Raw genomic sequence first — 15,585 nt, 5'->3', positions numbered from 1 at the left:
TCCTTGTAAATCTTTAATTGTAAATTTGAGTTCAATTTTAAAATATAGAAAATGGCAACAAGACAACCCGAATTTAATTTTCCAAAAGGCGGATTATTTTTTATCATATTAGGAGTAGCAGCAATTATTTTATTTACAAAAGCGACAGTAACAATTGGTCCTGGAGAAGGAGGTGTAATTTTCGAATCTTTAGGTGATGGTATAGATACTGAAAAAACATACGGAGAAGGTTTTCATTTTATGATGCCTTGGAACAAGATGATTGTTAGAAAAGTGCGTCAGCAATCTATTTCAGATGAAATGAATGTACTTTCTGTAAACGGATTAGAAGTAAAAGTAAATGGAACAATATGGTATGAGCCAGAATTTGAAAATTTAGGAAAGCTAATTAAAACCAAAGGGCAAGATTACGAGCGTGAATTGCTAGATCCTGCAATTAACGCAGCAGCAAGAAGTGTAGTAGGACGTTATACCCCTGAGCAATTATATTCAAGTAAAAGAGATGTAATTGAGCAAGAAATTTTAGAAGAAGTACAAGGTGTTTTAAAAGATCAATATTTATCTGTAACGCGTGTTTTGGTAGAAGATGTTAAATTACCATCTACCATTAGAATTGCAATTGAAACAAAATTAAAGCAAGAACAAGAGTCTTTAGAATATGAATTTAGAATTTCTAAAGCGAAGAAGGAAGCAGAAAGACAAAAAATTGATGCAGAAGGTAAAGCTATAGCAAATAAAATTTTAAGTGCTTCTTTAACTGATAAAATTTTACAAGAAAAAGGAATTGACGCTACTTTAGAGCTATCTAAATCTCCTAACAGTAAAGTAATTGTTATTGGTTCTGGAAAAGATGGGTTACCAATTATTTTAGGAAATCAATAAGAAAAAAACACTTTTTTATAAATTAAAAATCCAGCTTTTGCTGGATTTTTTTTGTAAATCAACCTATTTATAATTGTAGAATAAGTTATTTTCTTTCTAAAAAGTCTTGGTAAGCATTTTGAGTAATAGACTTTCCAAAAGAATCTAATTTAGAAGTGTTTTTACCAATTTCTAAAATTGGTTTTTTACTTACATAATCGTACATAAAAACACCATTTTTGTTAAGAGTTCCAAATCCTTTGTTAAAAATATAATGCGCATATTGTTCACTAGAAGTATTAAAAATATTTTTACTGAAAGTAAAACTAGAATTATCTGTTTTTAATAAGTCTAAAAGTGTGTAAGGAAAATCTACCTGACTAGAAATAGTACTAATTTCTATGCCTGTTTTGTGCAAAGCTCCTCCCAACCAAAGCATAGGTATTCTAAATCTTTTTGGTGAGTTAAAAGGGCCTAAATGTTTGGGAGAACTATGTCCATGATCTGCCATTATAACAATTAAGGTGTTTTTATACCAAGTTTGTTTTTTTGCAAATTCTATGAATTTACCAATACTTTTATCTGTGTAAGTATGAGAACTTCTAAACAGGTTATCTTCAGAATCTTTTCCAAATTTATAATCATCAGGAAACTGATAAGGTTCATGGCTGCTTAAAGTTAGTGCAATTTTAAAGAAAGGTTCTTCTTGTTCTGTTGCTAAATCTTTGACAAATCGTTCCATTAAAATATGGTCATGAGCACCCCATTTAGAGTTCCAATCTTTTTTATCGAAATCACTTCCATCCACAAAATTTGTAATTCCGGCATTTCTTAGGTAAGTATTCATATTCCCGAAATTTAGATCTCCACCATAATAAAAAGATGTTTTATAACCCAAATCAATCATTTTTTGAGGTAACATTGGCAAGCTTCTAGTTTTGTTTGGCATTCTCATGATTCGCTTTACTGGTGCTGGATAATAACCACTTAAAATAGCGGGAATTCCTTTGTCAGTTCTGTCTCCATTTGCATAGAAATTTGTGAACAAAATTCCTTCTTTAGAAATTTTATTTAAATTTTCTGTTACTGTTGGTTCTCCACCTAAAGAACCTACAACTTTAGCTGTTAAACCTTCCCAAATAATTAAAATTACATTGGGTCTAGTTGTATTTAAAATACTGTCCGTGTCAGAAATTAAAAGTTTATTTTTTGTTTTATTAATTATGTTTTTAGCTACTTTTTCATCAAAATATTTATAAGGGTTTTTACCATCGGTTTTATGGGTAAGTGTGTTAGAGAAGTTCCATATAAAGTTAATTGCAGCATGGTTGGCAAACATTTTATCAGAAAAATAAACATTACTTTGGTTTACAGGAATAGTTTGTAAACCACCTCTAACAGGAATAATTAAAGCAGCAGTTATTATTAAAAATATAGGTGCTTGAATCCAATTTGCAGTGTTTACATTATTTAATTTTTTTGTAATTATTTTAGAAAATAATTTTATGAAAACATAAGAAATGAACCCCCAAAAAATAATTCCAGAAATCATTTGAAAGGTAGAAACTGAAGCTACCATTAATTCAGGAGTATTTAAATAAGGTAGTAAGCTTGTGTCTAAACGAACTCCCCAAGATTGGTATAAACTTGCATCAATAATTAATAATAAGGTGATAAAAATTAATAGAATGTAAGAATACCATTTTATAACATGTTCAATTTTTTTTGATTTTACAAATACCGAAAATATCATTAATAAAAACGGAATAAAACTTAAATAAGCAGCAAAAGATAAGTCTAAACGAATACCATAAGCAAACGTTTTTAAAGCAGTTGTAAAGCCTAGTTCTTGTGTTTTATCAAAATAAAAAAGGAGAAAAAAGAATCGTGCAAAAATAAAATAACCCACCCATAATAGAAAGTAGGAAACATAGCATAAGAGTCTGTTTGTAAGGTTCTTCATTTTGTGAGTTATTCAGTAACTTTTAATCGTGCTTTTGCAGTAACTGAAACGTCAGAATAATCATTGTTTAAATATTTTAAATATCCAGTAATTGCTATCATTGCTGCATTGTCTGTTGTATATTGAAATTTAGGGATATAAGTTGTCCAACCAAAATGTTTTTCTGCTAATTGTAAACGATTTCTAATTTCTGAATTAGCAGAAACTCCACCAGCAATAGCTATATGTTTAATGCCAGTTTTTTTAACAGCGTTTTTTAATTTATTCATTAAAATTTCTACAATTGTATATTGTATAGAAGCACAAATATCGTTCAGGTTTTCTTCAATAAAATTAGGATTTATTCTTTGCTGTTTCTGAATAAAATAGAGAATACCTGTTTTTAATCCGCTGAAACTAAAATCTAAATCACCCACTTTTGGCTTGGTAAATGGAAATGCTTTTGGATTTCCTAATTTGGCATATTTATCAATTAATGGACCTCCAGGATAAGGTAAGCCTAAAATTTTTGCAGATTTATCGAAAGCTTCACCAACAGCATCATCTATAGTTTCTCCTAAAATTTCCATTTCAAAATGATTGGTAATTTTTACTATCTGTGTATGTCCACCGCTTATGGTTAAACAAATAAAAGGAAATGGTGGAATTTTAGCACCTTCTTCTTCAATAAAATGTGCTAAAATATGTGCTTGCATATGGTTAACATCAATTAAAGGAATTTGCAAACCTAACGCTAAAGATTTAGCAAAAGAAGTACCTACTAATAAAGAACCCATTAATCCTGGGCCTCTTGTAAAAGCAATAGCAGACAAGTTTTCTTTTTTAACATTAGCTTGTTCTAAAGCTTGTTGAACTACAGGTACAATGTTTTGTTGATGTGCTCTAGAAGCTAATTCTGGTACAACACCACCGTATTTAGAGTGTACTTCTTGGTTTGCTACTACATTACTTAAAACTTTAGCATTACAAATTACGGAAGCACTAGTATCATCACAAGAAGATTCTATCGCTAAAATATAAATTGGTTTTTTCATCAAAAAAATATTGTTAAAAGCAAAATTAAGTATATTTTTAAGTTGATGTTGCTTTTTTAAGAATAGAAATTTAATTCTTTGTTAAATTTGCACGTTCTTTGTAATAAGTGGCAATATTTTTGATTGTAAATCGATAAATATTTAACTTCTTTTAAAAACACACATCATCAAAAAAGTTGGAAAAAAAATACTGAAATGGATAGGGTACTTGGTGCTCTTTTTGTTGTTGATTAGTGTTTTACTTTCTTTACCTGTTGTGCAAACCAAACTTGGTAATTACGCAACTAATAAAATTAACGAAGATTTTAATGTAGATATTAAAATAGAAAAAGTTGATTTATCTTTTTTAGGAAGTGCAGATTTAAAAGGCATAGAGATTAGAGATCACCATAAAGACACTTTAATTTTTGTGAAAAAATTAAGCACTTCTTTACTAGATGCAAAAAAAGCGTTGGATGGAGAGATACTGTTAAGCAGTGTTAAATTAGAAGATGCATATTATTATATGAAGACCTATAAAGGAGAAACGGATGATAATATGGGTGTTTTTATTGATAGTTTTAATGATGGTACACCTAAAGATTCACTAGCCCCGCCTTTTGTTCTAAAATCTTCTAATGTTTATGTTAGTAATTTATACGTTAAAATAATTAATGCAAACAGTAAAGATTCTTTAAACTTTTCTGCAAGAAATACGGGAGGAAATTTACAGGATTTATCTATAATTGGTTCAGATTTTTCTTCAAATATTAGAGGCTTATATTTTGTAGACAACAAAGGGTTAGAAGTTACCAATTTAACTACAGATTTTACATATACAAAAACAGCAATGCATTTTAAAAACACCAGATTACAGACAGAAAAATCTGATGTAAATGCCAATATTGATTTTACTTATAAACGAGAAGATTTAACAGATTTTAATAATAAAGTAACCATAAAAGCAATTTTTGATAAAAGTAAATTAGCTATTAAAGATTTAAAAAAATATTACAATGAATTAAGTGGTAATGATGTTGTAACATTTTCTGGTAAATTAAATGGACCTCTAAATAATTTCGATTTAAAAAACTTTAATTTATCATCTAGAAATGGGATAAAAATTATAGGAGATTTATCTTTTTTAAATGCAGTAAATCCAGAAAAAGGTTTTGTTTTTGATGGAGATTTAAAGAATTTAACGGCAACTTATAAAGGCTTGAAAAGTGTTTTGCCAAATGTGTTAGGAAAAACGTTACCAACAGAGTTTGATAAATTTGGGAAATTTAAAATTGTAGGAAAAGTTAGTGTAACTCCAGAGCAAATGAGTGCTACTGTAGATTTAAAATCAGAAATTGGAGATATTGTTTCAGATCTTCAAATTTCTAATATTAGTAATATCGATTATGCAAGTTATAGCGGAGAAATTAATTTAAATAACTTTAATATTGGCGCCTTTTTTAATGACCCTTTATTTGGTATTGTTTCTTTAAAAGGAGATGTAAATGGAACAGGTTTTAAACTAGAGAACATTAATACTTCTTTTATTGGTAATGTTTCTGAATTGAACTTTAACAATTATCCTTACAAGAATATTTCTGCAAACGGACAGTATCAAAATAATAAATTCGATGGAGATTTAGAAATAGATGACGTAAATTTTAAAATGAAATTTAATGGTTTGGCAGACTTGTCATCAGCAGTTCATAAGTTCGATTTTAAGTCAGATATAGATTACTTAAACCTAAAAGAAACAAATCTTTTTACAAGAGATAGTACTGCAATTTTAAAAGGAAATATTGCGTTAGATGTAGAAGGAAATACTTTTGATGATATTACAGGTATGGCAACCTTTAAAAATATTCTGTACACAAATCATAAAGAAGAATATGTTTTTAAAGAATTTAATGTTTCCTCCTCTTTAAAAGACAGTATTAAAACGATAGAAGTTTCTTCAGAAGACATTGCAAATGGTTATATTTCTGGTAAGTTTTCTTTTTCAGAGTTGCCATATGTAGCGCAAAATGCTTTGGGTAGTATTTATACAAACTATACACCATATCAGGTTGCTCCAAATCAATTTTTAGATTTTAATTTTACTATATATAATCAAATTGTAACAGTCTTTTTTCCTGATATTTCAATAGATAATAACACCAAAATAAAAGGAAAAATTAATTCTGATAAAAACCTTTTTAAACTTACTTTTTCATCACCTAAAATAGATGCTTTTGGTACAGAAGCTAAAGAAGTTTTATTAAGAACAGATAATCAAAATCCGCTCTATAATTCTCACTTAACAGCAGATGAAATAAACACAAAATATTATAATGTTTCTAAATTGAATCTTTTAAATAGAACTCAAAATGATACTCTATATTTTAAATCTGTTTTTAAAGGAGGAAATAAGAAAAATGAGGATTTCAATTTAGATTTTTTCTACACTTTTAATAAGGAAGGGAAGTCTGTACTAGGTTTCGAAAAATCATCATTTAAGTTTAAAGACAATGTTTGGGATATAAACCCAGATGAATTAAATACAGATAAAATTACTTTCGATTTAAAGTCTAATGAGTTTAATTTTAGTCAATTTAAATTAGTGTCTAATGAACAAAAAATTGAATTTACAGGAAGTCTTAAAGGAGATGAAGAAAAGGTTTTATTAGCAGATTTTACTAAAGTTAAATTAGAAAGTTTTTTACCTAAAATAGACAGTCTAGCCTTAAAAGGTACTCTTTCTGGAAATCTAGATTTTGTTCAAAAAGAAGGAGTATATAGTCCAGAAGCATTATTGTCAATAAAAGATTTTCAAGTAAATAATTTTACTCAAGGAGATTTATCTATAAATGTAAAAGGAGATAATTCTTATGAAAAATATTTGGTAGATTTAGCTATAAATAATGAAAACGTAAAAAGTATAGCCGCTACAGGTTCTTTAGATTTTTCTACAGAAAGACCATTAATAGATTTAGAAGTATTTTTAGAAGAGTTTGGTTTAGATGCTTTTAGTCCTTTAGGTCAAGATGTTTTATCCTCTATTAGAGGAACAGCTTCCGGAGATTTTGCGTTAAGAGGGTTTTTAGGAAATCCGGAAATGGATGGAACTCTAGTGCTAAAAAACGCAGGTTTAAAATTCCCTTATTTAAATGTAGATTATGATTTTGAAGGGGAATCTGTAATAACTCTACAGCAACAATCTTTTATTTTTGAAAACTTTTCTTTATTAGATAAAAAGCATAAAACAAAAGGAAGATTAATTGGAGATATAACGCATCTTAACTTTAAACAGTGGTTTTTAAATATAGAAATAGAAAGTAAAAACTTACTAGTTTTAGATACCGAAAATACAGAAGAAGCTTTGTATTATGGTTCCGCATTTATAGACGGTACTGCTAGTATTACAGGCTTAACAGACCAATTAACGATAGATGTAAACGCTAAAACAATGCCAGGAACTCTTTTTGTTGTTCCATTAAAAGATGTAGAGACTGTAGATAGTTTTAGATTAATTCATTTTAAAACAGATGAAATTGGTGTTAAAGACAGACAGAATGAAATTGCACAAGAAGCTTTAAAAGGCTTGTCTTTAAATATAGAGTTAGATGTAACCAAAGACGCAAGAGCACAAGTAGTTATAGATGAGGTTTATGGAAGCCAGTTAACAGGTAATGGAGATGGAAATTTACGAATAGAAATAGATACACGTGGTAAGTTTAATATGTATGGAGATTATACCATACAAAAAGGAGTCTATGACTTTAAATATGGTGGTATTGTAAATAAGCCTTTTGTAATTCAAAAAGGAGGAACAGTTTCTTGGAATGGTAATCCTTACGAGGCTAATTTAGACGTTACTGCTGTATATAAAGCAAAGGCAAACCCTGGTGTATTGTTAGAGAATTTTAATTCAAATAGAAAAATTGAAGTAGATTTAGTAACAAGAATAACAGGAGGTTTATTTAGTTCTAAACAAGAGTTAGATATTCAACTATCTAATGTAGATCCATCAATTGCAAATGAGTTAGAATTTATTTTAAATGATAATAACGTAAACGAAAAAACAACACAGTTTATATCGCTTTTAGCATTCGGAAATTTTGCTAACCCAGACAAAGTAAATTTTGATGTAAACAATACGTTAGCAGGTACAGCTTCAAGTGCAATAACTGCCGCTTTTTCTAGTTTATTAAATAATCCAGATAGTAAATTTCAGTTAGGTTTAGATTATCAGCAAGGGCAAGTAGATAATGATTTAGATAGATTAAATATAGATAATCAAGTAGATTTATCTGTAAGTACACAAGTTAGTAACAGAGTTATTATAAACGGAAAAGTTGGAGTCCCTGTTGGAAGCCAAACACAATCTAGTGTTGTAGGGGAGGTTAAAGTAGAAGTCTTATTAAATAAAGAAGGAAACTTTAGAGGAGTAATTTTTAACAGACAAAATGAAATTCAATATTCTACAGAAGAAGAAGGATATACACAAGGCGTAGGTCTTACTTACCAAGTAAACTTTAATACTTTATCAGATTTACTTAAAAAAATGGGGTTGAAAAAAAGAACCATTAAGAACGTTACACCATCAGTAAAAAAAGATACACTTAAAGTTAAAGAAAAAGAGTTTAAAAATTTTGAAGGAAATTAAGAACTAAACGTTAATTTATTATTGAAATTCCTAAATTCCACTCAATTATAAAACTAAAAACTCAATTTTAATATCTTATAAATATTGATGATTCATCAAAATAAAATTAATGAAATATTTGGTGTTTCTAAATTAAAAATCCTTTTAAATAAAGGGAAAAAAGGCTAAAACGATTTCGTAGTTTTTTTATTTTAAATGCTTAAAAAGCAGTAATTTTACATAATATTATATGAAAAAAATCAAAAAAATAGCAGTCATGACTTCTGGAGGAGATGCTCCAGGAATGAATGCAGCAATTAGATCTGTTGTTAGAGCATGTGCTTATTATAGAGTTAGTTGTGTAGGGATATACAGAGGCTATGAAGGCCTTATAGAAGGAGATTTTATAGAGTTAACTGCTAGAAGCGTTAATAATATTATTAACAAAGGTGGTACTATATTAAAATCTGCAAGATCTAAAGAGTTCAGAACCAAAGAAGGTAGAGCAAAAGCTTACGAGCATTTGAAAGAAAATGATATCGAAGCTATGGTTGTAATTGGTGGAGATGGTTCTTTTACAGGAGCAGTAATCTTTAACGAAGAATATAAATTCCCAGTTATTGGAATTCCTGGAACAATCGATAACGATATTTTTGGAACAACACATACTTTAGGTTATGACACAGCACTTAACACAGCTGTTGAAGCAATCGACAAAATTAGAGATACTGCATCTTCTCACAACAGATTATTTTTTGTTGAAGTAATGGGTAGAGATGCTGGTTTTATTGCATTAAACGCAGGTGTTGGAGCAGGAGCAGAAGAAATTTTAATTCCTGAAGAAGACTTAGGTTTAGAAAGAATGCTAGAATCTCTTAAAAAGAGTAGAAGAACAGGAAAATCTTCTAGTATTGTTGTTGTTGCAGAAGGAGATAAATCGGGTAAAAACGTTTACGAATTAGCACAGTATGTAGAAGAAAACTTACCAGAATATGACGTAAGAGTTTCTGTATTAGGGCACATGCAAAGAGGAGGTTCTCCATCTTGTTTCGATAGAGTTTTAGCAAGTAGATTAGGTGTAAAGTCTGTAGAATTATTATTAGACGGACAAACAAATTTAATGGTTGGTTTAAAAAACAACGAAGTAATAAGTACAAGTATTGCAGAAGCAATAAAAGGAGGTCATTCAATTAATCAGGAACTTTTAAGAGTTTCAGATATCATGACCACATAATATTAATAAGTAATTAAAGAGTAAAAAAATGATAAAAGTAGGAATTAACGGATTTGGTAGAATTGGAAGATTAGCATTTAGATCTACAGTTAACAGACCAGGTGTACAAGTAGTAGCAATTAATGATTTATTAGATGTAGATTATTTAGCATATATGTTAAAGTATGATTCAGTTCATGGTAAATTCGATGGAACTGTTGATGTAAAAGACGGTAAATTAGTTGTAAACGGAAACGAAATTAGAATTACTGCAGAAAGAGATCCTGCAAATTTAAAGTGGGATGAAGTAGATGCAGAATATGTAATCGAATCTACAGGTTTTTTCTTAACTGAAGAAACTGCTGGAAAGCATTTAGAAGCAGGAGCTAAAAAAGTTGTTTTATCCGCACCTTCTAAAGATCATACACCAATGTTTGTTATGGGTGTAAATAATACAGAATTAAAAGCAGATCAAAAGATTTTTTCTAATGCATCTTGTACTACAAACTGTTTATCTCCTATTGCAAAAGTATTAAATGACAACTGGGGTATTTCAGAAGGTTTAATGACAACTGTACATGCTGCAACTGCAACTCAAAAAACTGTTGATGGTCCTTCTATGAAAGACTGGAGAGGTGGACGTTCTGCAATTGGTAACGTAATTCCTTCTTCTACTGGAGCTGCAAAAGCTGTAGGGAAAGTAATTCCTGCATTAAACGGAAAATTAACTGGTATGGCTTTTAGAATTCCTACTATGGATGTTTCTGTTGTAGATTTAACAGTAAAATTAGAAAAACCAGCTACTTATGCAGAAATTTGTGCTGCTATGAAAGCTGCATCTGAAAGCGGACCAATGAAAGGTGTTTTAGGATATACTGAAGATATGGTTGTTTCTCAAGATTTTGTTGGAGATACTCGTACTTCAATCTTTGACGCAAAAGCTGGTATCGCATTAAACGATAACTTTGTAAAAGTTGTTTCTTGGTATGATAACGAAATAGGTTATTCAACTAAAATCGTAGATTTAATTGAATACGCTGCTACTTTATAGTAGAATAAAATTATTTAAAATTAAAAAACCTGATAGATTTATTTCTATCAGGTTTTTTTTAGTTTTGTCTAAAAGTCTAAAAGTCTAAAAGTCTAAAAGTCTAAAAGTCTAAAAGTCTAAAAGTCTAAAAGTCTAAAAGTCTACTTAACTGCAATCGCACTAATTTCTACATTTACAAATTTTGGTAAGTTTGCAACTTCTATAGTTTCTCTTGCAGGTGCCGTTTCATTATCAAAATATTCTCCATAAACGGAATTTATTTCAGCAAAATTATTCATATCAGAAATAAAAATGGAAGTTTTAATGACGTTTTCAAATGTCATTTCTGCGGCAGCTAAAACTTCTTTTAAGTTTTCCATTACTTGTTTTGTTTCTATTGTAATAGAATCTAAAACCAATTCTCCATTTGCTGGGTTTATGGCTATTTGTCCAGAGGTGTATAATGTATTTCCTGTTAAAACAGCTTGGTTGTAAGGTCCAATAGGAGCAGGTGCTTTTGTTGTTGTTATTATTTTTTTCATTTGAATAAGTTATTTATAAATTCTAAAATTATATCAATTTGTCCATCATACGTGTAAATTACATAAGATAAAACTGCAATACCAGTAATAAGGCTAATATAAAAACCAGTATTTCTACCATTATTAGTTTCTAAAATTATATCGAATTCTTGATTTTCTTTTCTACGATAAATAATGTCAACATCAAAAGGTGGTGTTCTTAATGATTTATTATTAACAGGAAAATCAATTTCTTCTCTTACTTCTTTTCCTCTATTATCTCTAAACTTTACAGTATAATAATATAGATAAGAAGTGTCACCATCACTATCAGTTTGCTTTTTTTTTCTAATTTCAATAACAGAAGCTTTCGCTTTTATCCCATTTTTATTGATAGCGTAAATTTTATCAAGTGATGTAACTGCTTTGTAAATTGAGTAAAAACCAGCAAAGGTTCCAATAATAAAAAATAGAATACTCATTAATTAAAATAAAGTTCTATCTGGTGGTTTGTTTTTATCCCACTTTAAATCTGCTAAAACAGAAGATTTTACACCAATAAAAAAGGTATAAGAAGAATTTGTACCAAATGGAACCCAATTAAAGTTGAATTGCCAACTGTCTAAATCTCTTGTAAAATTGAATCTTGAAAAAGTAAAAGCACCTCCTTTAACATCATAACCAGAAGAATATCCTAGTTTCCATTTAGGTGATAACTCTACATTTCCACTAAATACAATACTATGTACACCAACTTCTCCACCATCAATTCCATTATTATTGTAGCTTGCAGAATATCCTAAACTTACGGACCATGGAATATCTGCTCTGTATAGTTTGGTTTCTTTATTCTTATCTTCTTTATTAGAATTTATATTACTTCTTTGTCCGAATCTATCTGTAGGATTAATGTCTGCTCCAATAATATCTGGAGGATTATTAGCATTATTAGTTGGTTTATTTTTATTGTCTTTATCAAAGTCTGCACTAGAAATTGAATAGTTTGCAGTTAAACTAGCGTTGGTTAGCCTAAAGATATTTGCATTAAATTCATTAATTCGAATTGGCGAACCAGTAGAGGATTCAATAACTTTATAAGGATCCATAGAACCACTTAAGTTTACAGCTAATTTATCTTTAAATAACCTTGTACCGGCAGAAAAACTAACGGGAGACCACCGCAAACTATCTGCTGCAATATTATAAGAACTGCTAAAATTTAAGTTGTTTAAAATAGTGATTTTTTCATCTTCTTCATCACTATCAGGATCTTTAGATGCAACTTTTGCTTCTAAAACGTTATTTAAAGTTATTCCTATAGAATTACTTAAACCAGAAGAAGGAGCTCCATATATTCCTTGGTCAAAAACAGTGTATTCTTCAACATCTAACGGATCTGCACTACTTTGTACCTGTTTAAGGTAATTGTCTTTAAAATCTGGTCTATAAGAATAAGAAATAGAAGGTCTAAATGTGTGTCTAATTTTCTTTAGACGCCCTTTTTTAAATGCGAATTCACCATATAATGTAGTAGATAAACTTAAACCAGCATTATATTCTCTATAACTTTTAAAACCTCTTAAAGTATCAGTAACAACTACATTGTCTGTAATATCATATTCTTTTTGAATGTAATCAAATTGCCAAGTTTCTTCATAACTTACGCTTGGTGATAATGTAAAATATTTAAATGCCTTAATGTTTGTGTTTGTACCAGTTTTGTGTTGTATGCCAGCTCTTGCAGTTTCAAACATTTTGCTAGTAAAAAACTCATCATCATCTGTATTAATTAAGTATTGACCTTGCATAGTGTAATTAAAACCCATTTTTTGAATTGGTGTTTTTTGAACACCACCTTTACCAGCAAATGGATATACTCTATTCATATTAACCGTTAAAGACGGTAATGTCATGGTAATTTTTTCTGTATTTGTGTTTTGTTGATGAGTAGCTGTAACACTCATGTTAAAAGGTGTGCCAACAAAAGTTTTGCTATAATTTATAGATGAATTAAATGTGTTGGTTTGCGATTGAGAAACGTTAAATTGATTTTGAGATTCTCTAAAAAACTTACTACTACCTAAATTAACAGAAGCTGTAAATCTAGAATTTGGACTTGCTTTAGAATCTTGATTATGATTCCATCTAATATTAAAGTTATTGGCTTTAGAATAATCATCAAAACCACGAATTCCATTTATATTGTTTTCGAAATTAAATGAAAAAGCTCCATTAAAACGGTATCTTTTGTTATAGTTAGAAGAGGTTCTAAATCCCCAACTTCCGTTAGAATATGCATCACCTAAAACCGTTAAATCGAAATAATCATTAATGGCAAAATAATATCCTCCGTTTTGAAAACCTATTCCTCTTTCTGAACTTCCGGTATCGAAAGCTGGAATTAAAAAACCAGAAGTGCTAGTTTCTGTCATAGGAAAATAAGCAAAAGGTAAAAATACAGGTGTAGGAATATCTGCAATTACTAAATTACTTGTACCAACAATTATCTTTTTACCAGGAACTAATTTTGCTTTATCTGTAGCTATGTAATAATCTGGGTTTTCTTTTTCTGAAGTTGTAAAACGTATCTTTCTTATGTAAATAGTTGAGTCATTTACTCGTTTTGTTTTTTCACCATAAGTAAACATTTCGCCTTGTTTGGTTTTTAGGCCATAAATTAAAGCACGTTTACTTTTAAAATTATAGATAATTGAATCTTGTTCAGATTCTTGACCACCTTGTTTAAAAACTGGTCTTTGTACATAACCTGTACTATCCTTAATTCCTTTTGCAAAAAGTGTGTTTTTATTATAATCGATAATTACAATACCAGCTTTTAAGTCGATATCTGTATAAACTATGCTTGCTTCATTATATAAGGTAACTTTCTTATTTTTTGCATCCTGTATGGTGTAATCTTTTGCATTATGAGTTATAATATCTTCTATAGTTTCTTTTGGTTTGATAGAATCTATTGCAATAGTATCTACCTTTTTAGAAAGTAAAGAGTCCTTTTTTATATTCTTTTTTAACTCTTTTCTAATAGGTTTAACAGTATCTTTTTTAATAATAGGTATAACCGTTTTATTATTAGGTTTAATATCTTGCGAAAAACCTATTTCCGTTAAAAAGAAGCAGCAAAATAAAAGTATGTATGATAGGTTTGTTTGCAATGCTATAAATGCTATTTTTGTATAAAAGTAAAAATATGGCTCAATATTTGAAGCACCAAATTTTAAGTCCCCAAAATTAGTTAAATTTTATTGATGCGATTCCAACAAACACACAAAATTAATACCAAAACAAAAACATTTTTTGTTTTTCTGTGCATATTCTTATTTTTAGCACAGTCTTCTAATGTTTTTTCACAAAAAAAATATGTCATAGTTATAGACGCAGGACATGGTGGAAAAGATCCTGGAAATTTAGGAAGCGGATATAAAGAAAAAAATATTGCTTTAAAAGTTGCATTAATTGTTGGTAAAAAACTTGCCAAAAAGAAAGATATAAAGGTAATTTATACAAGAAGTAAAGATGTTTTTATAGATTTATGGAAGAGAGGAGATGTAGCAAATCATGCAAAAGCAGACTTATTCGTCTCTATTCATTGCGATTCTCATACAAGTAATGCACATGGAGCAGGAACTTTTGTGTTAGGTTTGCGTGGAAATAAAAAAAATTTAGAGATTGCAAAAAGAGAAAATGCTGTAATTTTATTAGAAGATAACTATAAAGAAAGATATAAAGGTTTTGACCCTAATTCTGCAGAATCTGTTATTGGTTTATCTCTTTTACAAGAAGAAAATTTAGACAAAAGCTTGGCAATTGCAAGTTTAATTCAGAATAATTTTGCGCTAAAACTAAAAAGAGAAGACAGAAAAGTAAAACAAGATAATTTTCAGGTTTTAAGAGAAACAATTATGCCAAGTGTTTTAGTTGAATTGGGGTTTCTTACAAATAAAAAAGAAGGGAAATATTTAAATTCAAAAAAAGGACAGGAGCAAATGGGAAACTCCATTGCAGATGCAATACAAAATTATATCAGTAATTTAAAGTTAAATACAGTTATAGATGTTGTTACTCAACAGAAAATGGTAGATGATATTGAGTATAAAATTCAAATAGCTTCTGGTAAAAATAAACTTGCAACTAAATCTTATAATTTTAAAGGTTTACAAGATGTTGAGAGAGTTCAAGTAAGTTCATTTTATAAATATTATTATGGAAACACTTCTAATTATAAAGAGGTTAAAAAATCACTTGAAGAAGTAAAAAGAAAAGGATATAAAACAGCTTTTATAGTTGCTTTTAAAAACGGAGAAAAAATATCAGTTTCAGATGCTGTTAAAATGCAATAGTT

The 15,585-nt window shown here is 29.1% G+C and carries 10 protein-coding genes; 5 read left to right on the top strand and 5 right to left on the bottom strand.

The genetic code is table 11. The annotated features are described in order from the left end of the window. Positions 1-51 precede the first annotated feature (51 nt). Positions 52-882 carry a prohibitin family protein gene (locus H9W90_RS07130; RefSeq protein WP_187483748.1) on the top strand — a complete coding sequence of 277 codons (831 nt, stop codon included), beginning with the start codon at positions 52-54 and terminating at the stop codon, positions 880-882. 85 nt (positions 883-967) lie between these two features. Here H9W90_RS07130 and H9W90_RS07125 read toward each other — a convergent pair whose 3' ends face one another. Beyond that, positions 968-2,824 (bottom strand): LTA synthase family protein, encoded by a 1,857-nt coding sequence (locus tag H9W90_RS07125; RefSeq protein ID WP_187483747.1) that lies wholly within the window; start codon positions 2,822-2,824, stop codon positions 968-970. An 8-nt stretch (positions 2,825-2,832) separates the two neighbouring features. Then, positions 2,833-3,858, bottom strand: coding sequence for a tRNA (adenosine(37)-N6)-threonylcarbamoyltransferase complex transferase subunit TsaD (tsaD, locus tag H9W90_RS07120; RefSeq protein ID WP_187483746.1), 1,026 nt, complete (start codon positions 3,856-3,858; stop codon positions 2,833-2,835). A 256-nt stretch (positions 3,859-4,114) separates the two neighbouring features. Here tsaD and H9W90_RS07115 point away from each other — a divergent pair, with 256 nt between their 5' ends. From H9W90_RS07115 to gap, 3 genes are all read left to right on the top strand, one after another. Further along, positions 4,115-8,482: a translocation/assembly module TamB domain-containing protein gene (locus H9W90_RS07115; protein WP_254712539.1), complete on the top strand. Its 4,368-nt coding sequence runs from the start codon at positions 4,115-4,117 to the stop codon at positions 8,480-8,482. 229 nt (positions 8,483-8,711) lie between these two features. Further along, positions 8,712-9,695: a 6-phosphofructokinase gene (gene pfkA, locus H9W90_RS07110; protein ID WP_187483745.1), complete on the top strand. Its 984-nt coding sequence runs from the start codon at positions 8,712-8,714 to the stop codon at positions 9,693-9,695. 28 nt (positions 9,696-9,723) lie between these two features. Beyond that, entirely contained in the window at positions 9,724-10,725 is a 1,002-nt protein-coding gene (gene gap / locus H9W90_RS07105) for a type I glyceraldehyde-3-phosphate dehydrogenase (RefSeq protein ID WP_187483744.1), read from the top strand. Positions 10,726-10,865: 140 nt separating this feature from the next. Here gap and H9W90_RS07100 read toward each other — a convergent pair whose 3' ends face one another. Genes H9W90_RS07100 through H9W90_RS07090 form a run of 3 tightly spaced genes read right to left on the bottom strand, consistent with a single transcriptional unit; the run spans position 10,866 to position 14,398 of the window. After that, on the bottom strand, positions 10,866-11,246 hold the full coding sequence (locus H9W90_RS07100; protein WP_187483743.1) for a RidA family protein: 381 nt from the start codon (positions 11,244-11,246) through the stop codon (positions 10,866-10,868). Next, the gene (locus H9W90_RS07095) at positions 11,243-11,707 is read right to left on the bottom strand and encodes a DUF3592 domain-containing protein (protein WP_187483742.1); all 465 of its coding nucleotides are present in this window, start codon (positions 11,705-11,707) and stop codon (positions 11,243-11,245) included. The genes H9W90_RS07100 and H9W90_RS07095 overlap by 4 nt, the downstream gene beginning before the upstream one ends. 3 nt (positions 11,708-11,710) lie before the next feature. Continuing rightward, entirely contained in the window at positions 11,711-14,398 is a 2,688-nt protein-coding gene (locus tag H9W90_RS07090; RefSeq protein ID WP_187483741.1) for a putative LPS assembly protein LptD, read from the bottom strand. A 93-nt stretch (positions 14,399-14,491) separates the two neighbouring features. Between H9W90_RS07090 and H9W90_RS07085 the strand changes: the two genes are divergently transcribed. After that, positions 14,492-15,583 (top strand): N-acetylmuramoyl-L-alanine amidase family protein, encoded by a 1,092-nt coding sequence (locus H9W90_RS07085; RefSeq protein WP_187483740.1) that lies wholly within the window; start codon positions 14,492-14,494, stop codon positions 15,581-15,583. Positions 15,584-15,585 lie beyond the last annotated feature (2 nt).

Source organism: Polaribacter pectinis (genome assembly GCF_014352875.1).
GTDB lineage: Bacteria > Bacteroidota > Bacteroidia > Flavobacteriales > Flavobacteriaceae > Polaribacter > Polaribacter pectinis.
Note: the sequence above shows the minus strand (reverse complement) of the source record. Positions and strands in the feature narration are given on the sequence as shown.